Below are 25451 nucleotides of genomic sequence, written 5' to 3'. Positions count from 1 at the left end.
CTGACTGTTAATCAGAAAGTCGTTGGTTCGAGTCCAACTCGGGGAGCCAAGCTCAACAAGAAGAAGACCCGCACCTCGTAAAGCGTGCGGGTTTTCTGTAACGGTAGTAGGGTCAAGCCTGTCACAACGCGCTGCTGCAGTCCGAATCCAATAGCTGGTGCGTCGAGAACGAGGAGGGACCGCGGAGAGCTCCGCGGTTCCTTATCACTCGGCCCTGCCGCGCGGAACTACCTATAGCCTTTGAAGTCCTCGCCCGGTTTGATGTTCGGAAACTCCTTTATGCTGCGCTCATATGCTCCGATGATCTTGAAGTCCGGACCGAGGATCCAACCGCACGTCAGATCGCTATAGAACAAGTTGTTGTCTTCGTGCGGATCGCTGCTGAGGTCGTAGATCATGGGAAGCTCAGGCGTTACGTAGGGTTGCTCCATGGCGGGTCTTATTTGCGCATCGGTGTAGCGAAAGATCGTCTTGTAGATCTTCCATTTGATCGACATGAGCTGGGCGTCCGTATCGAAGAGCATATAGCTGTCACGGCCGGTTGATGGGCTTTTCCCCAGCATGAAGGCAGAGGCATCGATGCCGTCGATCGGTCGGTCCTTGGGCACCAGATTCGGCGCACCGACCATTCCGGCCAGCGTCGGCATCCAATCCACGTCCGCGAGCATTTCTTGCGTGACGACACCCGCAGGCACATGCCCGGGCCAGCGGATCATCGCCGGCACGCGATAGCTCCCCTCAAATGGCGTGTTGAAGAAATCTCCGCGCCATGGCCCTTGCTCACTTCCGCCAAGCTGCAGGATTGCCCCACCGCTGCCATTGTCGCTACTGAGGATGACGATGGTATTGTCGTCGATGCCCGCCGCCTTGATGGCATCCATGATTTGGCCGACGCGGTAGTCCATTTCGGCGACCAGGTCCGCAAACACGCCGCCGCGCTGCGTGGACTTACCCGCAAAATTCGGATTGGCGATCATCGGTGGATGCATTTCTGAGTAACCGACGTACACGAAGAACGGCTTCTTCGCCGTTGCATTACGTTTGATGAAGTCAATCGTCTTCGGAATAATGTATTTCTCATCCATGATTGCCCGATTGCTGAGGTTGATCGGCATCACCGGTCTCGATGGTTGGCCCTTCTTGCCCTCCCACAGCATGGGGACGGGCTCGCCGCTCTCCTTGAACAGCGGATAGGACGTGTAACCGGCCACATCCCAGGTCTCCGGAAGGCCCCACCACTCGTCGTAGCCCTGGTCATTCGGCAGACGGCCCTGGGTATCGCCAAGGTGCCACTTGCCGTAGAGCGCGGTGGTGTATCCGGCATCCGAGAGGAGTTTGGCAATCGTGTATTCCCACGGCGACATTCCACCCGGCCCTTGCCCTGGCAAGGGTACCGTATATGTCCCTGACCGAACCGAGTAGCGCCCGGTGTGGATGGCCGAGCGCGTCGGCGTGCATTGCACCTCCACGTTGTAATTGTTGAAACGGATACCGCTGTTGGCCAGCTCGTCGATGCGCGGCGTGGCCACTGTTCCACCGTACACCCCAAAAGTTCCCCAGCCGACATTGTCGACCAGGATGAACACGATGTTGGGCTTCTGGTCGGCGGCCTGTGCCGCTCGACTCGAAGCGCTCAGTGCAAGCGCGATCGCGCAAAGCAAGGCGACTAAGTAACGAGCTTTGATCATGGGATGCCTCCAGAACGTCATTGCGGGTAAGTGGCAGCACCGCGAGAACTGCGCACAGCAGGGGTACTTGACGCAGGGCAAATTGAAGGAGTTAGGTGGGCGTCCCTTTTTCGAAGTTCTCAGGATTGAGGCTATCGCCCAAGGAACTCCGCCGTAGCTCGGGTCCGCCCATGCGGTCCCCCGAAGCGCGTGAATCACCGTTAGTCAGAATTCAGCCAAGACCCGCACTGCGTCAGAGCGTGCGGGTCCTCTGTAACGGTAGTAGGTTGAACATAGCCGCAGGAAGAAACGTCGGCCTCTTACGGGCGTTGACACTCCTTCGCATCTTTCAATGAACTTCACATACAGGCTATTGCGAGGGGACGCATTGCTTCTCTCCGACTAGGGCACGCACGGAGGAGATACCAAGGCGGCGAGGTGGTCCGCCAGCTCACCTGAGGGCCACATGGGTTTTAAAGTAGACGGCTGGGATTTCATCACATTTGCAGTGCTGTTCTTATTGGCTGTCATCTTTTTGGTATCGCTCGTTTTCATTCTCGGCTTACCAGGACGAATCGCGATCGCGCGCAAGCATCCCGATGCGGATGCGGTCAACCTCATGGGATGGCTCGGTTTTCTGGCGGTCGTTCCATGGATTCAAGCGTTCATGTGGGCGTTTAAGCCGACTGACGTCGTCGACATCCGCTACCTGCCCGAGCAGGAGCAGCGCAACATCCGCGACATGATCGCCAAGCTGAAGGGAGAGCCCGCTCCGCCAACGTCCGACTCGACGAAACCGCCGACGCATCCGAACGACGAGCCGGGGGCATAGCCGCGCGTGGGGATCATCATCATCATCACGGTCGGCTACCTCCTGTTCATCTGGCTCGTCTTCTTCAGGTTCAAATGGCTCAAGTTCAGTCCCGCGTGGGCGGTCGTGTCGGGCTTGATCATACTTCATATCCTTCTCGGCGTTCTCATCGGGGTGCGGTTCGCGACTCCGCAGTCGTCCGACGCAAAGATCGTCCAGTATACGGTTCAGCTGATCCCCCGCCTGCCCGAACCTACGCTCGTCACCGCTGTCTTGGCGCAGCAGAATGTTCCTGTGAAGAAGGGACAGCCGCTCTTCCAGCTCGATCGGCGCCCGTACGAATTCCAGGTCAGACAAGCCGAAGGGCAGCTTGACGCCGATACCGCGAAAGTGACCACCGCACAATACGATGTCGCGCAGCTCCAGTCGCAACTCGCCGCGGCCGGGCAGCAGGTCGGTGTGCTCAAAGCAGACCTGGACGCAGCACAGCAGCGGGTCGTCAAAGGACGCAGCGAGCTGAAGTACTCGCAATATGAGGAAAACCTTTCCGCGAGGCTCGCGCGCACTGGTTCAGGCCCGGTCGAAGACGTCCAAAAATGGGATGCCCAAGTGAGTGCCGACCGCGCCGAGATCAAAGGGGCGCAGGCCGGCGTTGAGCGCGCTCGTCTTGAGTACGAATCGCAGATCGGCGGCGTCAATACGGTGGTCGCGAGCGCGCAGGCAGCCTTGGCACAGGGCCGGGCCAACCTGAGCTCGTCGATCGCGAACGTGAAGGCCGCCAAAGGCCAGCTCGCGCTCGCGCACTACTACTTGGACAACACCACGATCGTGGCGCCCGCGGACGGCCACATGATCAACGTGCAGGTCCGGCCGGGGATGGTTTCTGGTATCGTGCGGGTCGGCGGCATCGCGACGTTCGTCGTCGATGCGGATCGCTATCTCCTTGCCACCTTCAACCAAGAAGTCCTCAAGTATGTCAAGGCGGGCCAACCGGTCGAGGTCGCGCTCAATCTGTATCCTGGACAGATCTTCACGGCGAAAGTCGGCAGCATCTGGTACGCCAACGGCCAAGGGCAATATCTGCCGAGCGATGTCATTCCTACATTCTCTCCCGCGAACCCGAACCTGCCGCAAAACCAGTTCGCTGTGCAGATCTTCATGGACCAGCCGACCAAGGACGAGCCTGCCCCTGCCGGGTTCCCCATCGGCGCGCAAGGCGTGGCAGCGGTGTATGCGCAGAGCAGCGGCCCCTGGGCGGCTCTGCGCAAGATCGACATCAGGACGAAGACATGGCTCAACTGGTTGTATCCGATCCCGTTCTGATGGCGGGCGCACCTTTGACGTGATGCCATGAAACTCGCCATCGCGACGTTCGCGCTTCTCCAGCTACTTTCGACTTGTTCTGGACCTGCGTACGTGCGGCCTGACGCCTCCATGCCGCCGGCGTATCGGGACCAGACCCAATCGCAGACGATGCCGCCGATGGGAGCGCTCGGCTGGTGGGAGATATTCAAGGACCCGGAGTTGCAGACGCTGTTGCGGACCGCGGTGGCGCAGAACTACGACGTGCGCATCGCGATGCAACGCGTGCAGCAGGCGCAGGCGCAGCTGACGATCGTCAGCGGCAACCGATATCCACAGATCAACGCGGTTGCAAGCGCGCAGTACTCCAAGACGGACGGACCCGAAAACGCGTTCATCCCGCGCGAAGAGTTCATCCCTGTGGCGCTGCTGACGCTGCAGTACGAGGTCGATCTCTTCGGCAAGGTGCACAGCGAGACGGCATCGGCTGCCGCACAGGTGCTGCAGTCGGAGTTCGCGCGCGAGACGGTGACGGCGAGCGTCGTCAAATCGGTCGCGAGTCTCTATTTCCAATTGCGCGAGCTCGATGTGGAGTTCGCCATCTCCCAAGAGGCGCTGCGGTCGCGCAACCAGAGCCTGAAGATCGTGCTGGAGCGATACCATGCAGGCAAGAACGGCCTCCAGGACGTCGCGCAGGCCCAGGAACTCGTCGCGGAGGTCACCGCGTCGATCCTCCTGATTCAGCGAGACGCGGCGACCGTCGAGGACGCGCTCAGCATCCTGTTGGGCAACTACCCTGGCTCGATCCCCCGCGGGCTGCCGCTGCAATCGCAGGTCGCGATGCCGGCCGTGCCCTCGGCGGGCCTGCCATCGGCGCTGCTCGAGCAACGCCCAGACATCCGAGCATCCGAGGAGAACCTCATCGCCGCGAACGCGCAGATCGGGGTTGCGCGCGCATTGCTCTTCCCTCAGTTCACGATCGGCGCGGCCGCGGGCGCAGGCACCGCGCAGATCAACGGCGTCAACTATCCCGAGAGCGCGATTTCGATCCTGCCGCAGATCGTGCAGCAGGTGTTCAACACCGGCGCAGCTCACGCCAATGTGACGAAATCGCAGGCCGCGAAAGAGCAGGCGGTCCTCGAATACGTCCAGTCGATCCATCAAGGCGTGGGCGATGTCGCAGACGCGCTAATCGCCTACGATCTCAATCGGAAATACGCCGTGGCGCAGGCGGCGAACAGTGCGGCTGCGCTGAAGTCGCTGCAGCTCGCGAATATCAGGTACGTGAACGGCCAGACCTCGTATCTCGAGGTGCTGGACAGCGAGTCGCGCGCATACGAGGCTGAGATCGCGCAGTCCCAGGGCGAATTGGCCGAGCGGCTTGCTCTGGTCCAGCTCTACCATGCGACGGGGGGCGGCTGGCAGCCGGAGCCGGTCGCAGCCGAGCCCTCGCCGAGTCCATAGGACAAGGCGTCTTCACGAGGTGAACCTAGGCACGTGGAACGGAAAGCACCGTGATGACCGTCGCTGACCTGTTGCCTTCATGGAACGAGGGGCCCGCGAAGGCGGCAATCGTAGATTTTGTGCAGAGGGCGACCGACAAGGCGAGCCCCGATTTCGTGCGGGAAGAAGACCGCTTCGCGACCTTCGATCAGGATGGCACGCTGTGGGTCGAGCACCCGATGTACACGCAACTCGTCTTCGCGCTCGATCGGGTTGTGGCGCTGGCGCCACAGCATCCTGAGTGGAAGAACACCGAGCCGTTCAAGTCGGTGCTCGCGGGCGACAAGGCCGCGCTGTCGAAATTCACCATGAAAGATCTAGAGGCGATCGTGATGACGACGCATGCCGGAGTGACGACCGAGGCGTTTGCCGAGATCGTCGCCGATTGGATCGCGAAAGCGAGAGATCCGCGCTGGGGAAGGCCATACACGGAGCTCACCTACCAGCCCATGCTGGAGGTGATGAACTATCTGCGTGCCAGCGGTTTCCGAGTGTATCTCGTCACCGGCGGAGGCCAAGCGTTTGTGCGCGCGTTCGCGCAAAAGGTGTATGGAGTACCCCCAGAGCACGTCATCGGCTCTGCGGCCAAGACTGAATATGTGTCAGATTCAGAGGGCCGCGGCGTCCTCATGAAGCAGCCTGATATTCTTCTCTTTAACGACGTCGCTGCCAAGCCCGAAGATATCTACCTCTTTCTCGGTCGCCGTCCGCACGCGGCGTTCGGGAACTCGACGGGTGATCAGGCGATGCTCGAGTATACGAGCGGGAATCGCGGCGCGCGCCTCATGATGCTCGTCTTCCATGACGACGCGGCGCGGGAGTATCTCTACGGGCCGGCGACCGGGCTGCCCGACACGCCGTTCGGCACCTTCACTCAAGCGCTGTATGACGACGCGAAGGCCAAGGGCTGGATCGTCATCAGTATGAAAAACGACTGGAAGCGCCTCTTCGCCTTCGAGGCTTCGACATCAGGGAGAACATCATGAAGCGAATCAAGGGTTTACCCAGTCGTCCAAGCGGCCGCCCCGGCGCAATGGCGCGCCAAGAGTTCTTGGCGTTCGGCGGCGCGCTGCTCGCAACCGTCGGGCTCACCGGCGAAGCGGGCTCCGATCCGCTGCCGTCCTGGAACGATGGCGCGGCGAAGCAGGCGATCCTCGAATTCGTGCGCGTCACCACGGACAGCTCCAATCCCAAGTACGTCGCGCCCTCACAACGCGTCGCCACCTTTGATCAAGACGGCACCATGTGGGTTGAGCACCCGATATATACGCAAGTCGTGTTCGCGTTCGATCGGGTCATCGCGCTGGCGCCGCAGCATCCGGAGTGGAAAACCACAGAGCCGTTCAAGTCGGTGCTCTCTGGCGACAAAGCTGCGATGGCCAAGTTCACCGTGAAGGATTTCGAAGCGATCGTCTTTGCCACCCACACTGGGATGTCTGTGAATGCATTCAGCGCCATAGCAGCGGATTGGATCGGCACAGCGAAGCAGCCCCGCTGGAACCATCTGTACACCGACCTTGTCTACCTGCCGATGCTTGAGGTGATGCGCTACCTGCGTGCCAACGGCTATATGACCTACATCGTGACCGGAGGCGGTCAAGATTTCGTCCGCGCCTATAGCGATCGCGTGTACGGCATCCCATCCCGGCAAATCATCGGGTCCGCGGTCGAGACGCAATACACCTACGGCAAGAACGGACAGACGGTCTTGATGCGGGCGCCGAAGCTGGAGCTAAACGACAACATGTCGGGCAAAGCCGAGGATATCTATCTGTTCATCGGAGGCCCGCCGCAAGCGGCGTTCGGCAACTCGACCGGTGATCAGCAGATGCTCGAGTACACGCAGTCAGGGGGCGGGGCGTGCTTGATGATGCTCGTGTTGCATGACGATGCACAACGCGAATATGCCTACGGCCCGGCCACGGGCCTGCCGGATACGAAGGTCGGCACGTTTACCCAGGCGCTCTATGATGAGGCGAAGGCCCGAAAGTGGTCCGTCATCAGCATGAAGCAGGACTGGAAACGCCTCTTCGCCTTCGGGTCGTAGATCTGGCATCACCACTTTTTCTCACGGGCTTCATACGCGAAGGAGAGAGCCGGCACTATCCTATAGGAAATGGATGAACGGACTCTATCGCGATTTCATGTGATGGCGAAACCGGCAGGGGCGATTTGCAACCTTGATTGTTCCTACTGCTTTTTTCTAGACAAAGAACAACTCTATCCGGGGAGCCGGTTCCGGATGGACGACGCTATGCTCGAGACCTACATCCGGCAGTTGATCGAAGGGCACCGCAGCAACCACGTGACCGTGGCGTGGCAAGGCGGTGAGCCGACGATCATGGGCGTCGATTTCTATCGCCGTGCGATTGCATTCCAGAACAAACACAAAAAGCCGGGCATGGTGTTCGAGAACACGCTGCAGACGAACGGCACCTTGCTGACCGACGAATGGTGCGAGTTCTTCAAGGCCAACAACTACCTCATCGGCATCAGCATCGATGGACCGCGTGAGCTTCACGACACCAATCGTGTTGATAAGGGCGGGCGTGGGACGTTCGACAACGTGATGCGCGGCCTACGGCTGCTTCAAAAGCACGGCGTCGAGTACAACATCCTGACCACGGTCAATCGCGTGAACGGCGATCACCCGCTCGAGGTGTATCGCTTCTTGCGCGACGAGGCCCGGACGACATGGATCCAGTTCATCCCGGTCATCGAGCGCGTGAACGACGATGGACGGACGCTGTATCAACAAGGATCGAAGGTCTCGGAGCGATCCGTGCTGCCCAAACAGCTGGGCGACTTCCTCAGCGCGGTCTTTGACGAGTGGGTGCGCTACGACGTGGGGAAGGTCTTCGTGCAGACGTTTGAGGCAGCTGCAAGAAGCTGGCTAGGATTGCCATCCGGCATGTGTGTGTTCGATGCGACTTGCGGAGCCGGGCTCGCGCTGGAGCACAATGGCGATCTCTACTCTTGTGATCATTTCGTCGAACCGAAATACTTGCTCGGCAATATCGGCGAACGCCCGATGAGGGAGATGGTCAATTCAGATTTTCAGCGTGATTTCGGGCGTGCGAAGCTGGAATCGCTTCCGAAATATTGCCGAGAATGCGACGTGCGTTTCGCCTGTCACGGCGAATGTCCGAAGAATCGCTTCATCACCACCCCGGATGGCGAGCAAGGCCTGAATTACCTGTGCGAAGGCTACAAAGCGTTCTTCCATCACATCGATAGACCGATGCGGCTCATCGGCGAGTTCCTGAAGCGAGGACAAGAAGCCAAAGGCGTCATGCCTCTGCTCGCCGCCGAGCACACACGCGATCGCGCATCGGCATTCGCGAAGGCCGGCCGCAATGAGCTTTGCCCTTGCGGAAGCTCCAGAAAGTATAAGAAATGCCACGGCGCAAACGCCGTCGCCGCGAAAACGAACTGAGGGTATCTCGAGGGCGACGTTGCCCCGTGGGAGTTGACAGCGGTTCTTCCTACGTATCACCTACCCCGGCGTAAAGTGGAGGATATGAGCCGCGGTTTCGCAACAGAACACCCTCTGGGTGGTCGAGTCCACCACGTCAAGGCGAAATAGAGAGCTGGAGAACATGAGAACGACCATAGGGCGCGTCCTCATCGCGCTGTTGCTGCTCGGGCCGGCCGTTTTCGGTTTGGCCCACCAAGCCACGGCAGCGCAGCCCACGCCGCGGCCGACCGCGACCCCGCCTCCGTTGGAGCCAAGGGCGCTGGACATCCTCAAAGCGAGCAGCGCGCGGCTGGCGGCGGCCAAGAGCATGTCGTTCGCCGCCCTGGAGATCTTCGAGCAGCCCAGCCGCCAGGGGCACCCACTGGCATCCTCGACCCAGTATCAAGTGACGCTCGTGCGCCCTGATAAGCTGCGCATCATCATGCCTGGAGACGGGTCGCCTCGCGAATACTACTACGACGGAAAGACGGTCACCGGGTACTTTCCGACGGAAAACCTGGCCGCCGTCTCGCCGGCTCCCGCGACGATTGACACTATGCTCGAAGCGGCCTACAAGCTTTCGGGGACCTATTTCCCGTTCACGGACGTCATCGTCACCGATCCATACACGGATCTCTCGCCGGGTCTCAAACTTGCTTATTACGTCGGTCAATCGAAGGTGGTCGGTGGGACGACGACCGATGTGGTCGCGTACGTCGCGTTCGGAGTCTTCGAGCAGGTGTGGATCGGCGCGGATGACAAGCTGCCGCGTCTCGTGCGCGCGGTATATCTGAATGATCCGGCGCAGTTGCGCCACGAGCTTGCGTTCTCCGACTGGCAGATCGACCCGGTCGTGGGAGCCGACGCGTTCAGCTCAGGCGCAGCCGCTAACGCAAAACGTATCCCATTCAAGCATCCGTGGCCCGGGCCCACGCCGGCACCGAAGAAGAATTCCTAGAAAGAGATCTCAAGAGGATATGATGATGTTGAAGAAGATCGCCATAGGAGCACTCGGACTCGCGCTGGGCGCGTTGCAGTGCAGCCCCGCGTTCGCCTACGCTCATGCCAACGCGTACGGGGGCAGCACGTCGCACAGCTACGACTCGACGTCGCATACGAACGCCTACGGCGGCCACACGTCGGGCTCGTACGGCAACGGTGCGACGCATACGAACACGTACGGCGGCACCACCTCGGGCAAGTACGGGAGCGGAGCCACGCACTCGAATGTCTACGGGGGCACGACGTCAGGGCAGTACGGCAACGGTGCGACGCACACGAACACGTACGGCGGCACCACCTCGGCGACGTACAACAGCGCGTACCACACGGGCGGCTACTACGGCTATCCCCCGCCGCCCCCGGTATACGCCGCCGGCTGCTACAATTGTTATTCGAGTTGTGCCGGCTGCATCGCCGGCGCTGCGGTCGCGGGAGCGGCAGTCGCGTATTCGATCGGCGAAAGGACGGCCACGGTGCCGGCAACGGGTTGCGCCGCTCAAGTCGTGTCGGGTGTGACGTATACTGTCTGCGGTACCACATGGTTCCAGCCTGCGTACGGAGCCAACGGACTCTACTACACGGTCGTCACCGCTCCGTAACTCGGAAAGAGAACACTTGATGAGCAAGTTCCGACACGCTGCGGTCGGCGTGCTGAGCCTGGTCGCCGTTTCGATCTCGCCGGTGCTGGCCGACAACGCTTCGCTCCAGGCCAAGCTGGCGCAGATCAAAGCCTCCATCAGCGCGAATCAGCAACGCCTCGCGCAGTACACCTGGCAACAGACCGAGACGATCTCGGTCAGAGGCGACGTCAAGGATCAAGAGCAGTACCAGGTGCAGATCGGTCCGGACGGCAAGCCGCAGAAGTCTTTGGAGTCCGCGCCCCCGCCGGCCGGGCGTCCGCACGGAATCAAGCACCACATCGAGCAGAACTACGCTGACTATGCCAAACAGATCGGCGCGCTCGCGCAAAGTTATGCGCAGCCAGATCCTGGCAAACTGCAATCGCTGTACCAACAGGGTCAGGTCGTCCTAGGATCCGGTGGCGCCGCGAACACGGTCTCCCTTATCATCCACAACTACGTCAAGTCGGGCGACTCGGTGACCTTGGTGTTCAACCGCGCGCAAGAAGCGATCGTCAGCCTGAATGTCTCGACGTATCTAAGCGGCCCCTCGGACGGCGTGACGATTGCCGCTGCGTTCGGGCAGCTTGGCGATGGCACCAACTACGTTGCGAACCTCACCGTTAACGGTTCCAGCAAATCGTTGACCGTTCAGGACGTGAACTCGAATTTCCAGAAGCGCTAGGGAGCGCTTGAAGGACCGATAGCGGTTTGCTATAATGCTTGAGTTGCCCGGGTCCGGGCGGTCGGCATTCCCCGATAGCTCAGCTGGTAGAGCGTCTGACTGTTAATCAGAATGTCGTTAGTTCGGGTCCAACTCGGGGAGCATCGATTCCACAAGCGAAGGTGCCGATTCCGTAAAGGATCGGCGCCTTTGTTTAGGTCGAGTCCGCTCTCATCTCGGCAGGTCGGGTTTCGCGCACAGTTGAATTGCCGTCGCTCTAATCGAGAAGGCAAAAGGATGTTTCATGACGGGGAGTATTTCATGCGATCTTGGCGCCGTTCGCTACTCCTTGGGATAGCACTGTTCTTGCTGCCCGTCGCTGCTCTTGCCGAGGGCGAGCTGCGCGCAGTCTCCCCCGATGGTTCGCAGAAAGTCTTCCCGGGTCTCAGGGTTGTCAACGCGGCGTCCGCGGTCTACTTCGTAGACAACGCCGCCCATCAGATGCTGATCGTGGTAAAGACTGCGTGTTCTAAGAAGGGTGAACTTCAGGTGTGCACCGGGACCGGGGTCGCCTGGGACCGATACGGTGTCCGCACCGACCTCGATGCGTCGAGCGTTATGCTGTACTACAATGGAACCGAAAAGTCCGTCGGCATAGAGAATTCGCCTTACACCCTCACGCCGAACACGCTCAAGCTCGATATCGTCACCGTGAAGGGAACGCACATTTCGGGCGTCGGCTTCGTCGACTCGACGAGCCTTCCTTAGGAGAACGTCGATATGGCACATACGCTCGGCACCAGAACGCAAAGCCTGGCCGCGATTCTGGCGTTGGCCCTCGTCGCGCCACCCGCCGTGGTGTGGGGCTACGCTCGTGGAGGCGGTGGGGGCGGTTATCACTCCCCCTATAGCGGGCATGCTACCACGAGCGGCGCGGATTTTTCCGGCGATTCGGCCGCCGATCATACCTCCGCGAGCCACTACGACGACTCTGCCGATTACAGCCATAGTTACAACGGCAGCAACTCCGCCGGTGCGTACAATAAGAACACCGGTAACGGCGCGACGTACAACAAGAACACCGGCACCACCACGACCTACAACAAAAACACGAACACCGTGAACCAGTACCACACCAACACCGGTTACAACAACAACTACAATCACAACTACAGCGGCTATAGCAACTACCATTACAACGGCTCCAACTACTATGTGACCAACCCCCACGGCTATAGCACCTGGGGATGGCACGGGGGTACCGTCTGGTATCCGACGTCGAGCTATTGGGGCGGGGGATTCTGGGGCGCTTTTGCCGTTGGCGCGGTCGTTGCGGGGACGACGGCCGCGATCATCGCCGCGAGCCAGCCATCGTATCCCACGACGTACGTTGTCGTACAAAGCAGCCCCGGTTACACTCTTCTTTCAAGCTATGGTCTGCGTCAGGTGCCGTGCGGCCCGAATCTCGTCGTCATAAACTACTCTGGGAGCGTCATTTGCGCTGCGCCGAACGCAACGGTCGCCCCTGGCAACTATTCGGTCAACATCGGGACGCTCACCCTCGTTTCCACGTAAGTCGATATGAGCGACGATTCGGCTAAGCATGGTGCTGCGCGCTTTGAGGTGCGGGTCACCTCCGACAGTCATTTCGCATGGGTGCGCACGCGCATGGCGCTGGAGCGAACGCAGATGTCGTGGGTTCGAACCGGCACCTCGCTGATCGCGTTCGGCTTTACCATCTATCAGGTTCTCGACAAGCTGCCCCAGCCGAATCATGCTGTCCATCCCTACGCGGCGCGCGATCTCGGTCTAGTCCTCATTGGCACCGGAATCCTTGCCATGTTCCTGGCTGTGTTTGACTATCGCTCGATCAGCGACTACTTGTGGAGCCCGGAGTTCAAGGCGATTGCGGCTGAAAGACGGCAACATTCTCGCGTGTTGCCGGTCACGCTGATCGTCCTTGTCGTCGGCGTTCTCGCGTTTATAGCCGTCGTGCTTCGAGCTCCATAAGCCCCGCAACAAAAGCCATTCAGTGAGGAGAGCATATGAAGTGGACGTTCGAACCAGGCCATAGCGCTGCCGAGTTCCGCGCGCGCCACATGATGGTCACGTGGGTGCGCGGCTCGTTCAAGAACATGCACGGAAGCCTCGATTTTGATCCTGCGAGCCCGCGCGCGCTCGCGGTCGAGGCGACCATCGATACATCGGGATGTTGGACCGGAGAGCCGACGCGCGACAACCACCTCCGAAGCCCGGATTTCCTCAGTTGCGAGCGCTTTCCGCAGATCCGTTTCAAGGGCACCGGCGTCGCGGAGGTCGGCCCGGCCGACTATCGAGTGACAGGCGACTTGACCATACGAGACGTCACCAAGTCGGTGACGTTGAACATCCGCTACCTCGGCATGTGGCAGACGCCGTGGTGGGAGGACGGCGTGGACAAAGGTCCCAAGACGCGCGCCGGATTCACTGGGCATACGCGCATCGACCGCTACGATTTCGGCGTCGCGTGGAACGACAAACTGCCAGACGGAGGCGTGGTGGTAAGCCCGCAGATCGACGTCGTTCTCGACGTCGAGGCCGTAGCCGATTAGCTCATGAAATACCGAGTTCTCGGCCAGACCGGCGAGCGGGTCTCGATGGTCGGCGTCGGCGGCTTCCACCTCAGCAAGCCAGATGACCCGCACTTGGCGATCCGCATCGTGCGCACGGCGCTGGATAACGGCATCAACTTCCTGGACAACAGCTGGGACTATGGCGAGGGCGAGAGCGAGCGGCGCATGGGTCAGGCCTTACGCGACGGCTATCGAGACAAGGCGTTCCTGATGACCAAGATCGATAGTCGCAGCGCCAAAGGCGCCGCTCGGCAGCTCGAGGAGTCGTTGCAGCGCCTGCAGACCGATCACGTCGACCTCTTGCAGTTCCACGAAGTGATCCGCATGGAAGAGCCCGAGCGCATCTTCGCGCCAGGTGGCGCGCTCGAAGCCGTGCTTAGGGCGCGCGAGCAAGGCAAAACACGCTACATCGGGTTCACCGGTCACAAGAGTCCCGAGATCCACAGACATATGCTCGAGGTTGCGGACCAGCATGACTTCCGTTTCGATACGCTACAGATGCCGCTCAACGTCATGGACGCGCACTTTCACAGCTTCGAGCACATGGTGCTTCCCACAGCGGTGCGCAAGCAAATGGGGGTGCTCGGCATGAAATCGATGGGCGATCCGTTCGTGCTGCACAGCAGTGGCCTCAGTGCGCAGGAGTGCCTGCGCTACGCAATGAGCCTGCCGGTCAGCGTGACGATCACCGGGATGGATTCCATGGCGATCCTGCAGCAGGCTCTTGATATGGTCGAAACGTTCACACCGTTGACGCCGCACGAACGTGTGGCGCTCTTGGCAAGAACCGCGAAGGCTGCCGAGAATGGAGCATCGGAGCGCTACAAAGTCAGCCAGCATTTCGATAGCACCGAGTTGCATCCCGAGTGGCTCTCATGATCGCTGCTGCAGTGCTCTCGGCGGCGCTCGCCGTCATCGCGAACCAACCGATTCAGCACGTCATAATCGTCATTCAAGAGAACCGAAGCGTTGATAACCTCTTCAACGGCTTTCCCGGCGCAGATACGGTGCAATCCGGCAAGCGCCACGATGGCTCCGTCGTCCGGCTGCATGCGGTCAGCCTCAATGACCCGGTCGACGTCGATCACGCGCGTCAGACGTTCCTCAATTCGTACGATGGCGGGAAGATGGATGGCTTTAACACGATCGGCACCTTGCCGAAACGAGATGGCGACTACCCCTATGCGTTTGTGCCTCGCAGCGAAACGCAGCCTTACTGGACGCTGGCTCGTAACTTCACGTTCGCCGACGAGACGTTCGAATCGGTCGGCGGCCCGAGCTTTCCCGCTCACCAATACCTGATCTCCGGCGAGTCGGGCACGGCGGTCGATAATCCCACCCGAACGGCGAAAGATGTCTTTTGGTGGGGATGCGATTCGCCCAAAGGCGTGACCGTCGCGCTGCTCGGTCCAAATGGCGCGGATGGGCAAAGGGTTTTTCCCTGCTTCGATTATCCGACGCTCGCCGATGTGCTCGATCAGCATCACGTGACCTGGCGCTCGTATGCTCCGACATCCGACGACCTGGGCTCCATCTGGTCGGCCTTTGATGCCATCAAGCATATCCGGTACGGGGCCGATTGGAGCACGAACGTCATCACGCCTCAGACGCAAGTGCTCACGGACATCGCCGCGGGAACGCTCCCCGCCGTCTCGTGGGTGACCCCCGATTTTCGCAGTTCGGATCACTCGCAGTATGGTATCGGCGGCCGCGAGCTGGCCGCGCGTACCGACCTTGGCCCGCAGTGGGTCGCATCCATCGCGAATGCGCTCGGCCACAGCAAGCTTTGGAATACGACCGTGCTCATCGTGGTCTGGGACGATTGGGGAGGATGGTACGATCATGTCGCACCGCCCCAGCTGGACGCGATGGGTTTGGGGTTTCGCGTGCCTATGATCGTAATCTCGCCGTATGCGAAACGGGGATACGTATCGCACCATCGCCATGAATTCGGCAGCATTCTCAAATTCACCGAGAAGGTCTTCGGATTGCCCGAGATCGGAACCACCGACACCCGCGCGGACGATTTGTCGGATTGCTTCGATTTTGCACAAACGCCCGGTGCATACGTCACCGTCCAAACGGCGGTCACCGACGCGGACCTCGTCGCGATGCCACCGTCGAACGTACCGCCCGATTCATACTAGTACTGATACCGGGACGGTCGCTGCCTCGTCTGACCAGAACTGAAGGCGCTCTCGATGGCTTATGAAAACAGCAAGACCGCGGACCAAGATTCACCCCAACCGATCCGAGGCGACTTCGGCGCATCGATCATGGGTCCGCGCAACATACCGCTGGAGCGCGAAAATCCCGACCAGCTAGCCTCCCCGTACACCGACTCCAAGACGCTTCCCAACCTCAAGTTTTCTTTCGCCACCGCGCGTAACCGCCTCCTCACGGGCGGTTGGGCGCGCGAGGTGACAGTGCGGGAGCTGCCGGTGGCTACAGAGCTTGCCGGCGTCAACATGCGCCTGAAACCTGGGGGCATCCGCGAGATGCACTGGCACAAGGAAGCCGAGTGGGCGTACATGCTCGCCGGACGCGCTCGGATCACGGCTGTTGACGAGCTGGGCCGCACTTTCATCGACGACGTCTGTGAGGGAGACCTGTGGAACTTCCCTTCAGCTATTCCTCATTCGATCCAGGGCTTGGAGGAGGGATGCGAATTCTTGCTGGTGTTCGACAACGGCGCTTTCTCGGAGAACCAGACCTTCCTGATCACCGACCTATTCAAGCACACGCCGCGCGACGTGCTGGCCAAGAACTTCGGCGTTCCGCAGGCGGCGTTCGCCAACATCCCACTCGATATCGAGCACGAGCGCTACATCTTCACCGGCAAGGTTCCCGGTCCGATGGCCGCGGACGTCGTCCAGTCGGGGGCGGGCATCGTGCCTCACACCTTCAGCCACCACATGATGGCCCAAGAACCGATCAAAGCGGCGGGAGGCTGGGTGCGTATCACCGACTCCACAAATTTCCCCGCTGCGACCACCATCGCGGCGGCGCTGGTGAACGTCGAGCCCGGTGGGATGCGCGAGTTGCACCGGCACCCGCACGACGAGTGGCAGTATTACATCTCAGGGCGCGGGCGCATGACCGTGTTCGCCTCGGCCGAGACGGCGCGGACCTTCAACTACGAGGCGGGCGACGTGGGCTACGTGCCGTTTTCGATGGCGCACTACGTCCAGAACCTGGGCGATGAGCCGCTGCGCTACCTGGAGATCTTCCGCAGCGCACGCTTCGTCGACCTGTCGCTGAACCAGTGGATGGCGCTGACGCCGCCCGAGCTGGTGCAGGCTCACCTGAACCTGGATGCGCAAACGATGGCCGCCTTGCGCAAAGACAAGCCCATCATCGTGCGCTAACGGTAAGATCAGAAGGAGCGGACTGTGAGCACAACAATGCCGGAGCAGGAAGGATGTCTGCGCGGTAAGGTCGCCGTGGTCACTGGCGCCGCTCGCGGGATCGGCCGCGCGGTGGCCGTCGCCTTTGCTCGCCAAGGCGCGGACGTAATCGGTCTTGATATCTGCGCGACGGTGGATCCGCGTTCAGGCGTTCAACCATCAACCCCAGAGGACTTGGAAGAAACCGGACGACTGATCCGGACATCTGCCCGCCGCTGGCTGGGCATCAGGCTCGACCAGCGTGACCTACCCGCGCTGCGAGCGGCTGGCCTACAAGCCGAGCGTGAGTTCGGCGGCATCGATATCCTGTTCGCCAACGCCGGCACCCAGAGCTTCTATCCGCTGCTCGAGATGGAGGATTCGGATTGGCAGATCACCATCGATGTCAACCTTACAGGTACGGCGAACGCCATCCGGGCATTCGCGCCGCATATCGTGAAGCGCGGCGGCGGACGCATTATCGTGACCTCTTCGACCCAAGGACGGCACGGCACGAAGTTCGGGGCCGCCTATTCAGCGTCGAAATGGGGGATTATCGGCTTGATGAAGTCCGCGGCGTTGGAATTCGGTAGATACAACATCACGGTAAACGCTCTCGTCCCCGGTCTGATCGACACGCCGCTGACGCGCCACAAGGAGCGTCTCGCTCAAGTGCTCGAGGACGCCGGCAAATCCCCTACAGGTACCCCGGCAGACGAAAAAGAGGCTCGGGAGATTCTTACGACCAGAACGCCGCTCGGGGTGCCCTGGATCGAGCCCGCCGATCTTGCGCCCGTGGTGGCCTTCCTTGCCTCAGACGCAGCTCGTATGGTCTCAGGCGCGACCTACGACGTGACGGGCGGCGACAGCGCCCACAATACGGCGTGATCACATGAGATACGCTCAGATTGCGGACGGAGCGACGAAGACGTACGCATTAGTCCTCGCGACAGACGACGAAGCCGTCTCCGAGATCACGGCCTTCGCCAAACTCGAGAACGTGACGGCGGCGCGCCTTACGGGAATCGGCGGATTCTCGCAGGCGACTCTCGGCTACTTCGACCGCGATAAGAAACAATACCAACCGTTTCCGGTCCCCGAGCAAGTTGAAGTGCTTTCGCTCGTCGGCGATATCGCGTTGCGGGATGGTGCACCGCTGCTGCACGCCCATGCGCTGGTAGGACACCGCGATGGCTCCGTCACCGGCGGCCACCTCATCATGGGCCGCGTGTGGCCAACGCTTGAGCTCTTTGTCGACGTCTATTCGTACCGGTTGCAAAAGCTGCCGGACGCCGACGTCGGAATCGCGATACTTGACTTAAGCGTCTAATGGGGCATATTAGCGGACCGTCGGCACCCGGCACCACGCGCCTACTAGCGCGAGCCACGGCACGACCGTGTTCGATGCCGCAACTTCTGCTTGGAGCCGGTCTTGAAGCGTATCCATATCCCCCAGTCGTTCGAAGGAAAGATCGAGTTTCTCGATGACTGGCTTCTTGCTGCAGAGGGCATCGTAGACCCAGCGCGTGAAGTCCGGATCGCCGCCCAAAACCATTTCCAAACACATGCGTGGCTTGGGAAGCCCGGCATCCTGAAAAGCCTTGTGCAACGCGAGCCCTTGCTCCGTGTTCACACCCCATTGCTTGGCGCTTTCGTGCATGACGGAAACGCAGGCAGACATAAAGAGGCAAGTGCGCGGAGAATAGGACAAATGGACCCCAGGAGTTCTCCTGAAAGGCGACGGCTCCGCCGGGCCGCACTAGCGCGGACACCGAACGCAGAACCGCCACTGGGTCGGGAAGAAACTGGAGGATGAACCGGCCGACGGCTGCATCGAAAAGGGTCTCGCTGGAGAATCGCGTGACATCGCCCTCCACAAAGCGCACATTGTGCAAGCCGGCTTCGGAGGCGTCGGTGATCGGCGCGAGGCGCGCCGCCTGTCGAATGAGACGCTCGTGCTCTCCGTCTGTGTTGCCTAGCAAATACTCAGACATGCACGCAGTCTCGTTCGCACCAACTCATTAGTTGAGGAGGCTCTCCCAATTCGGGGGAACGCGTCCTGCGGGGCCGGGCACCGGTTGGCTCGACGGATGAGAGTGGGGAGCGGGCAGAGGCGGCGCCTCAAAAAACTCGTTGGTTCGGTAATCATAGAACCAGTGTTCTCCGGGCTCGAAGCTCGCGATGACCGGATGGCCCGTCGCGCTGTTATGTTTGGAAGCGTGCTGGTTCGGCGATTGATCGCAGCAGCCGATGTGTCCACACTCGGCGCATCGGCGCAGATGAAACCACCAGCTGTCCGTCGCCGAACACTCGACGCACCCCGTGCCGGTCGGTTTCGCGCTTAGATCGATACCGCTTCGCTCAGGTTTCACCGTGGGCTCCTATGGTAAGAGAACCAACCTGCCGCCATCTGTGAAGAGGATGACGAGCAGCATCGAGATCAGCGTCGTGTCGTATGACCAGCCGTATCCGTCGCTGCCCCAAAACCCGGTCTTCCAAACGAATATCTTCTTTTGGATCGCGCCGAGCATGACCAGAATCAGTCCGATGGCGGCAAGCTGTTGAAGCACGCCCAAGATCACACCGGCTCCGCCCGCGAGCTCGGCCACGGCGAGGAAAATCGTGAAGGTTTTCGGCAGCCCGATGCTTTTGGCGCGCGAGTCCGGATCTTTGAGATCGTTGTACCCGCTGTTGATGTAGATCGCGCCGGCCATGACTCGAAGAAAGAGCAGGCCGTAATCGGTCAGCTGAGCGAGATGAAACATGCCGAACAGCTATGCGTCCCTTTTTCGACGATTGGATTCTCCACCGCGGCGAGGACGCCGCGGTGGAGAACCACCACGCCTTCTAATTGGCGACTAGAGTCTTCGCTTTCGTGGTCGCGAACTGCAGAAGGTCTGCGTTGAGTTTGTCCTTCATCGTTGAAGGCAAGCCGTGCGGCCCGCCCTTGTAGATCTTAAGCTCCGCGCCCTTGATCAGTTTCGAGGACAGCATCGCCGAAGCTGCGATGGGAACGATCTGATCGTCGTCTCCATGGACGATGAGCGTGGGGACGTCGATCTGCTTGCAATCTTCGGTGAAATCGGTTTCAGAGAAGACCTTGATGCAGTCGTATGCGCCCGGGTACCCGCACAGCATCCCCTGCAACCAAAATGAGTCGCGCAGACCTTGCGAGACCTTGGAGTCAGGTCTGTTGGCGCCGTAGAACGGCGCGCTGAGGTCTTTCCAGAACTGCGAGCGGTCGGCTTGGACACCGGCGCGGATGGCGTCGAAGGCCTCGATCGGGGTGCCGGCCGGATTGGTCGAAGTCTTGAGCATCAGGGGCGGTATGCCGTCGACGATGACCAGGCCGGCCGCGCGCCTGCTCTTACCATGACGAGCGACAAAGCGGGTGGCCTCGCCGCCGCCGGTCGAGTGACCGACGTGGATCGCGTCTTTGATGTCTAGTTTTTCCATGAGCTGGTTGAGGTCGTCGACGTAGGTGTCCATGTCGTTGCCGTTCCATGGCTGGCCTGATCGGCCGTGGCCGCGACGGTCATGGGAGATGCAGCGAAATCCATGGGAGGACAGGAAGAACATTTGGTCTTCCCATGCGTCGGCGCTCAACGGCCAGCCGTGGCTGAAGACGATAGGTTGGCCTGTTCCCCAGTCCTTGTAGTAGATCTCCGTGTGATCGTGCGTCTTAAAGGTGGGCATCACTCACTTCACTTTCAAGCTTGATTGGGGAGCCGGTGTTTGCGGGCTGGCTCGATTTGCGCCGCGCGTGGGGTTCTCATCTAATGGGAAGCACGTAATATCGAGCACGCGTTCGAGCATTCTGGCCTTCAGCACGCGGCGAGCAGGGGTCGCGGCAGCCTCGCGCCGGAATCGGGCCGGACAAAGGAGCACGGTATGGCGCAGCAGCTCGAGCTTGGGCTGGATACGTTCGGCGATGTCACGGCGGGTGCCGGCGGCACGTTGTTGTCGCACGCACAGGTGATACGCAATGTCATCGACGAGGCGGTGCTTGCCGACGGTTTGGGTGTGGACTTCATCGGCGTCGGCGAGCATCACAGGGGCGACTTCGCGATATCATCGCCAGAGGTCGTATTGGCGGGAATCGCAGGACGCACGCGCCGCATCCGTCTCGGTTCGGCCGTCACCGTGCTTAGCTCGGATGATCCAGTCCGCGTGTTCCAGCGCTTCGCCACGCTCGACGCGATCTCGCACGGACGAGCAGAAGTGATTCTCGGACGAGGTTCCTTCACCGAATCGTTCCCGCTGTTCGGCTACGACCTCAGCCAGTACGAGGAGCTGTTCGCGGAGAAGCTCGACCTGTTCGCGGCGCTGATCACCCAGGAGCCGGTGACCTGGCAGGGCAGCACGCGCGCGGCTCTGACCAAGCAGCGCGTCTTTCCGACGATCGAGTCCGGATCGCTCAAGACGTGGATCGGCGTCGGTGGAAGTCCTGAATCCGTGGTCCGCGCGGCTCGCTACCGCTTGCCGATGATGCTCGCGATCATCGGCGGCGAACCCAGACGATTCGCGCCGTACATCGAACTGTATCTCCGCACCCTCGCCAAGCTGGGAGCCGCCTCGCTGCCGATCGGCGTCCACTCGCCCGGTTACGTCGCCGACACTGACGCACACGCCAAAGACGAGCTGTGGCAGCCGTTCAAGGTCATGCGCGACCGGATCGGAGCCGAGCGAGGCTGGGGTCCGCTCAGCCGCGCTGAGTTCGACCAGGAAGCCGAGAGCGGATCGCTTTACTGCGGCTCACCCGAGACGGTCGCGCGCAAGATAGCGGCGACCGCGAAAGCGCTTGGCATCGCACGCTTCGACATGAAGTACAGCGCGGGAACGCTCTCGCACGAGAAGCTGATGCGCTGCGTTGAGCTGTACGGCTCCAAGGTGATACCCCTCGTCCGACAATTGCTCGCCTGAACTGACCTGCTAGGAGGGTACCATGACGACCGAACAAACCATCAACGAACACATCGCGACGTTCGACGACTTGGATTTCAATGTGTTCACAAACCAGAAGTGGGATGAGCTCACCCGTAGCCATTCGAAAGACATTCTCGTGCATTGGCCTGACGGTCACGCGACCAAGGGGATCGAGAAACATATCGAGGATCTCGGCGCGATGTTCGTTTATGCGCCCGATAACCGGATCCGCGTTCACCCGGTCAAGTTCGGCTCAGGTGACTGGACGTGTGTGATCGGCGTGATGGAGGGGACGTTCACCAAACCGATGCCGATAGGCGATGGAAATACGATTGCGCCGACCGGCAAGTCGTACAAGCTGCCGATGTGCACCGTCGGCCACTGGAAAGACGGCGTGATGGATGAGGAATACCTGTTCTGGGACAACCAGACGTTCATGAAACAGATCGGTCTGGCGTAGACATCGACGCAGACGTCATCGTGGTCGGCGCAGGCGCGGCCGGCTTAGCGGCGGCGCGCAGCCTCGCCGCGCACTCGCTACGGGTCACCGTACTGGAAGCGCGCGACCGCGTCGGCGGACGCGTGTGGTGGGTCCCATCGGCCAGGACCGCGGTGCCGGCCGAACTCGGTGCGGAGTTCATCCACGGTCGGGCGCAGGAGAGCATGGCCTTGCTCAAAGACGCCGGGAGCGCGGCGATCGACACCGGCGGCGAGTCGTGGACCTGCGGCGAGGACGGGGTCCTGAGACTCGACGAATCCGGCTTCGTGTCGGCCACGAACATCCTCGCCGAAGCCCGTAACCTCGCCGGCGACGAGAGCGTCGATCGATATCTGAGACGCTTCCAGCGCGATGAATCCTTGCGAGATACGGTTGCAGCGGCGCGCGCATTCGTCGAGGGATTCGAGGCCGCAGATCCCGCGATTGCGAGCGTGCGATCCATCGCGGACGAAGTGCGCTCGGGCGTCGATTACGCGAGTTCGCGTCCCATCAGCGGTTACCGGCCGATCTTCGAGCGCCTGTGCGACGACTGCGCCGGGGCTGGCGTTCAGATAGCTCTGTCGACCGCTGTGAAGCGGGTCTCGTGGCGTCCTGGCGCCGTCGACGTCACCGCAATGGGGCCGCTCGGAACAGCGCAGACGATTCGCGCGCGAGCGGTTCTCGTGACGCTTCCAGCGGGCGTCTTGCGGCATCGCGACGATGACACGGCCGTCCTCTTCGAGCCCGGCCTGCCGGCGGCCAAGCGCGAGGCGCTTGCGAAGATCGAGATGGGCCACGTGGTCCGAGTGGTGCTGTGGTTTCGGACCGCGTTCTGGGAGCGGATCTGCGAAGGGCGTTACTGCGGGGCTGCGTTCTTCCGTTGCCCGACGCAGCCGTTCGCGGGGTATTGGACGCAGGTGCCGGTGCGAAGCGAGATGATCGTGGCGTGGGCAGGCGGTCCGAAGGCGGCCGCGCTGAGCGGCTACTCGCATGAAGAGCTTATCGTGCGCGCGCTCGCCGGATTCGGAGCACTCCTCGGCGAGCCCGAACTCGCGCACAGGGAATTCGAAGCCGGAGTGACGCACGATTGGGGCCGCGACCCGTTCGCGCGCGGCGCGTACAGCTACGTCAGAGTCGGCGGCGGAAACGCCCGCGCGGAGCTCGCAACGCCGGTCGACGACACGCTGTTCTTCGCGGGCGAGGCGACGTCGGATGATGGCCAGGGCGGTACGGTGAACGGGGCGTTACAAACCGGCGAGCGCGCCGCTTCGGAAGTTGCGACCGCGCTCGGAACATCTGGGTGACTAATGGTTGAAAGCACGCCGTCCCTCCTCGCTCCGTGGTCGAACTTCTATATCATGTGCGGCTCGGCGGCCGCCGGCCTGACCGGCTTGATGTTCGTCGTGATCACACTGGTCACCGGCGTGGAGCGCTCCAAGAGGTCGAGCGATGGGATCTCGACGTTCAGCACGCCGACGGTGGTCCATTTCGGTTCCGCTTTGCTGGTTTGCGCGATTCTTAGCGCGCCGTGGCGCGCGCTGGTCCACCCGGCCACGTTGCTTGGCCTCGCCGGTCTGTGCGGCATCCTCTATGTGCTGACTTTGCTGTACCGGACGATGCGGCTGAGCGTGTACACCGCCGATCTCGAGGACTGGGCTTGGTATACGATTCTTCCGCTCATCGCGTACGGCGCCATCCTCGGCGGCGCCATCGTGCTTCCCGCTGCGCCGGTGGACGCGTTGTTCGCACTCGCAGCCGGCGTCCTTTCCCTGATCTTCGTCGGGATCCACAATGCGTGGGACATCGTCACGTACATCGTGATCGGCGGCCACGATGAACCGCCGAGCTCCGGCGCGCGCTAGCGAGCCAGCGCCAGCCGCTGCAGCAATCCCTCGCGCGTGATGAACCCCACGACCGCGCCGGTCCCGTCGACGACCGGAAGCTGATGATATCCGCTCTGCGCGAGCACGCTCAGCGCTTGCATCGAGTCGCTTGCCGGCGCAACGCTCTTGACCTTGTCGGCCGGCGTCATCAGCGCGGACACCGGAGTGTCCGGGCCGCTCGCGTGAACTCGCGCCAGATCCGTCAGCGTGACGATGCCGGCGAATCGTCCATCGGCGACCACGGCGGCAGCCCGCTGCCCGCTGCGCAGCAGCGCCTCGGTCGCCGCGCGCGCGCTCGTATCCGGCGAAAACGGCGGTGGTGGCGCCACCGCGATCGAGCTCGCCGTCAGCCCGTGCAACGCCATGCCCAGCTCGGATTGATACGCCTCGGCCCTTCCGGCTTGCAACAGGAACCATCCGATGAGCACAAACCACAGCCCGCTGAAGAAGCTGACCGTGAACGACATGAAGATGCCAAGCGCGATCATGAGCAGCGCGATGGTCTGGCCGATCGCCACGGCCACGCGGGTCGCGCGCCGGCGATCGCCGGTCGCGCGCCAGATGAGCGAGTGCAGCACTTTACCGCCGTCGAGCGGGTACGCGGGCACCAGATTGAAGATCGCGAGCACGCCGTTCGCCCAGGCGAGGTAGCCGGCGGCAAGGCCCATCGCCGAATGCGCGCCAAGCGCCTGGGCGATCAAGTAGAAGACCCCTGCGAGCACGAGGCTCATGAGCGGGCCGACAAACGCGATCCATCCCTCGCCGCTGGCGCTGTCGAAATCGCCGCCGATCTGGGAGATGCCGCCGAAGATGAACAGCGTGATACGCGTGACCGGCAGCCCGCGCATGCGCGCCACGACTGAGTGCGCCAGCTCGTGCGCGAGCACGCTCGCGAAGAAGAGCAGCGCGGTGAGAATCCCAAGCGCCCATCGGTCGCCTGCAGACAGTCCCGCCGACCGCAACGGTCCGACGTCGCTGCTGAGCATCCACGCGACGAGCACGAAGATGAATAACCAGCTCGGGTCGATGTAGATGTCGATGCCGAAGATGCGGCCAACGCGCATGCCGCTGACTTATAGCGGCGCAGGGTGTTCACCTCGAGGTGGTCAAGCGGAGCGTCTCGCAAGAACGGTAAAGGAG

General features: G+C 61.4%; 27 protein-coding genes and 1 tRNA gene. 23 read left to right on the top strand and 5 right to left on the bottom strand.

Going from position 1 to position 25451, the window contains the following annotated elements; genetic code table 11:
* Window positions 1-227 precede the first annotated feature (227 nt).
* On the bottom strand, window positions 228-1688 hold the full coding sequence (locus VKF82_04090; GenBank protein ID HME81241.1) for an arylsulfatase: 1461 nt from the start codon (window positions 1686-1688) through the stop codon (window positions 228-230).
* 445 nt (window positions 1689-2133) lie between these two features.
* On the opposite strand from VKF82_04090, the gene VKF82_04085 reads away from it, so the two are divergent.
* From VKF82_04085 to VKF82_03995, 19 genes are all read left to right on the top strand, one after another.
* On the top strand, window positions 2134-2499 hold the full coding sequence (locus tag VKF82_04085; protein HME81240.1) for a DUF3302 domain-containing protein: 366 nt from the start codon (window positions 2134-2136) through the stop codon (window positions 2497-2499).
* Between the two features lie 6 nt (window positions 2500-2505).
* Window positions 2506-3801, top strand: coding sequence for a biotin/lipoyl-binding protein (locus VKF82_04080; GenBank protein ID HME81239.1), 1296 nt, complete (start codon window positions 2506-2508; stop codon window positions 3799-3801).
* Window positions 3802-3828: 27 nt separating this feature from the next.
* The gene (locus VKF82_04075) at window positions 3829-5244 is read left to right on the top strand and encodes an efflux transporter outer membrane subunit (GenBank protein HME81238.1); all 1416 of its coding nucleotides are present in this window, start codon (window positions 3829-3831) and stop codon (window positions 5242-5244) included.
* A 53-nt stretch (window positions 5245-5297) separates the two neighbouring features.
* Complete coding sequence (locus tag VKF82_04070) at window positions 5298-6269, top strand: HAD family hydrolase (protein HME81237.1); 972 nt, start codon at window positions 5298-5300, stop codon at window positions 6267-6269.
* Window positions 6266-7330, top strand: a complete 1065-nt coding sequence (locus tag VKF82_04065) for an HAD family hydrolase (GenBank protein ID HME81236.1) — start codon at window positions 6266-6268, stop codon at window positions 7328-7330. The genes VKF82_04070 and VKF82_04065 overlap by 4 nt, the downstream gene beginning before the upstream one ends.
* A gap of 69 nt (window positions 7331-7399) precedes the next feature.
* Window positions 7400-8719, top strand: a complete 1320-nt coding sequence (locus tag VKF82_04060; protein HME81235.1) for an anaerobic sulfatase maturase — start codon at window positions 7400-7402, stop codon at window positions 8717-8719.
* 163 nt (window positions 8720-8882) lie between these two features.
* The gene (locus VKF82_04055; protein ID HME81234.1) at window positions 8883-9698 is read left to right on the top strand and encodes a DUF2092 domain-containing protein; all 816 of its coding nucleotides are present in this window, start codon (window positions 8883-8885) and stop codon (window positions 9696-9698) included.
* 19 nt (window positions 9699-9717) lie between these two features.
* Complete coding sequence (locus VKF82_04050) at window positions 9718-10341, top strand: hypothetical protein (protein ID HME81233.1); 624 nt, start codon at window positions 9718-9720, stop codon at window positions 10339-10341.
* Between the two features lie 19 nt (window positions 10342-10360).
* Window positions 10361-11047, top strand: a complete 687-nt coding sequence (locus tag VKF82_04045) for a hypothetical protein (protein ID HME81232.1) — start codon at window positions 10361-10363, stop codon at window positions 11045-11047.
* A 68-nt stretch (window positions 11048-11115) separates the two neighbouring features.
* Window positions 11116-11188 (top strand) — tRNA-Asn (locus tag VKF82_04040).
* Between the two features lie 204 nt (window positions 11189-11392).
* Entirely contained in the window at window positions 11393-11794 is a 402-nt protein-coding gene (locus VKF82_04035) for a hypothetical protein (GenBank protein ID HME81231.1), read from the top strand.
* Between the two features lie 12 nt (window positions 11795-11806).
* Window positions 11807-12601 carry a hypothetical protein gene (locus VKF82_04030; GenBank protein ID HME81230.1) on the top strand — a complete coding sequence of 265 codons (795 nt, stop codon included), beginning with the start codon at window positions 11807-11809 and terminating at the stop codon, window positions 12599-12601.
* 6 nt (window positions 12602-12607) lie between these two features.
* Window positions 12608-13036 carry a DUF202 domain-containing protein gene (locus VKF82_04025; protein HME81229.1) on the top strand — a complete coding sequence of 143 codons (429 nt, stop codon included), beginning with the start codon at window positions 12608-12610 and terminating at the stop codon, window positions 13034-13036.
* A gap of 35 nt (window positions 13037-13071) precedes the next feature.
* Window positions 13072-13617, top strand: coding sequence for a YceI family protein (locus VKF82_04020; GenBank protein HME81228.1), 546 nt, complete (start codon window positions 13072-13074; stop codon window positions 13615-13617).
* Window positions 13618-13620: 3 nt separating this feature from the next.
* Window positions 13621-14517, top strand: coding sequence for an aldo/keto reductase (locus VKF82_04015; protein HME81227.1), 897 nt, complete (start codon window positions 13621-13623; stop codon window positions 14515-14517).
* Window positions 14514-15785 carry an alkaline phosphatase family protein gene (locus tag VKF82_04010; protein ID HME81226.1) on the top strand — a complete coding sequence of 424 codons (1272 nt, stop codon included), beginning with the start codon at window positions 14514-14516 and terminating at the stop codon, window positions 15783-15785. Before VKF82_04015 ends, VKF82_04010 begins: the two co-directional genes overlap by 4 nt.
* Before the next feature lie 54 nt (window positions 15786-15839).
* Window positions 15840-17006, top strand: coding sequence for an oxalate decarboxylase family bicupin (locus VKF82_04005; GenBank protein ID HME81225.1), 1167 nt, complete (start codon window positions 15840-15842; stop codon window positions 17004-17006).
* A 24-nt stretch (window positions 17007-17030) separates the two neighbouring features.
* Complete coding sequence (locus VKF82_04000; GenBank protein ID HME81224.1) at window positions 17031-17912, top strand: SDR family NAD(P)-dependent oxidoreductase; 882 nt, start codon at window positions 17031-17033, stop codon at window positions 17910-17912.
* Between the two features lie 4 nt (window positions 17913-17916).
* Complete coding sequence (locus VKF82_03995; GenBank protein ID HME81223.1) at window positions 17917-18354, top strand: PPC domain-containing DNA-binding protein; 438 nt, start codon at window positions 17917-17919, stop codon at window positions 18352-18354.
* A 9-nt stretch (window positions 18355-18363) separates the two neighbouring features.
* On the opposite strand, the gene VKF82_03990 is transcribed toward VKF82_03995, so the two are convergent.
* From VKF82_03990 to VKF82_03980, 3 genes are all read right to left on the bottom strand, one after another.
* Window positions 18364-18657: a hypothetical protein gene (locus VKF82_03990; GenBank protein ID HME81222.1), complete on the bottom strand. Its 294-nt coding sequence runs from the start codon at window positions 18655-18657 to the stop codon at window positions 18364-18366.
* Window positions 18658-19405: 748 nt separating this feature from the next.
* Window positions 19406-19789: a DoxX family protein gene (locus VKF82_03985; protein ID HME81221.1), complete on the bottom strand. Its 384-nt coding sequence runs from the start codon at window positions 19787-19789 to the stop codon at window positions 19406-19408.
* Window positions 19790-19871: 82 nt separating this feature from the next.
* Window positions 19872-20720: an alpha/beta hydrolase gene (locus tag VKF82_03980; GenBank protein ID HME81220.1), complete on the bottom strand. Its 849-nt coding sequence runs from the start codon at window positions 20718-20720 to the stop codon at window positions 19872-19874.
* A gap of 195 nt (window positions 20721-20915) precedes the next feature.
* Here VKF82_03980 and VKF82_03975 point away from each other — a divergent pair, with 195 nt between their 5' ends.
* The 4 genes from VKF82_03975 to VKF82_03960 are packed head-to-tail and all read left to right on the top strand — an operon-like array spanning window position 20916 to window position 24290.
* Complete coding sequence (locus tag VKF82_03975; GenBank protein ID HME81219.1) at window positions 20916-21947, top strand: LLM class flavin-dependent oxidoreductase; 1032 nt, start codon at window positions 20916-20918, stop codon at window positions 21945-21947.
* A 22-nt stretch (window positions 21948-21969) separates the two neighbouring features.
* The gene (locus VKF82_03970) at window positions 21970-22410 is read left to right on the top strand and encodes an ester cyclase (GenBank protein ID HME81218.1); all 441 of its coding nucleotides are present in this window, start codon (window positions 21970-21972) and stop codon (window positions 22408-22410) included.
* Complete coding sequence (locus tag VKF82_03965) at window positions 22359-23732, top strand: NAD(P)/FAD-dependent oxidoreductase (GenBank protein ID HME81217.1); 1374 nt, start codon at window positions 22359-22361, stop codon at window positions 23730-23732. The genes VKF82_03970 and VKF82_03965 overlap by 52 nt, the downstream gene beginning before the upstream one ends.
* A gap of 54 nt (window positions 23733-23786) precedes the next feature.
* A complete protein-coding gene (locus tag VKF82_03960; GenBank protein HME81216.1) occupies window positions 23787-24290 on the top strand; it encodes a hypothetical protein in 504 nt (167 codons plus the stop codon).
* Here the strand turns inward: VKF82_03960 and VKF82_03955 are convergent.
* Complete coding sequence (locus VKF82_03955; GenBank protein HME81215.1) at window positions 24287-25375, bottom strand: site-2 protease family protein; 1089 nt, start codon at window positions 25373-25375, stop codon at window positions 24287-24289. The two genes, VKF82_03960 and VKF82_03955, sit on opposite strands and share 4 nt — an antisense overlap.
* Window positions 25376-25451: the final 76 nt, after the last annotated feature.

The sequence above is a fragment of the Candidatus Eremiobacteraceae bacterium genome (assembly GCA_035314825.1).
Classification (GTDB): domain Bacteria; phylum Vulcanimicrobiota; class Vulcanimicrobiia; order Eremiobacterales; family Eremiobacteraceae; genus JAFAHD01.
The sequence above is the reverse complement of the archived record's forward strand: the minus strand, read 5'-3'. Positions and strand labels throughout refer to the sequence as shown.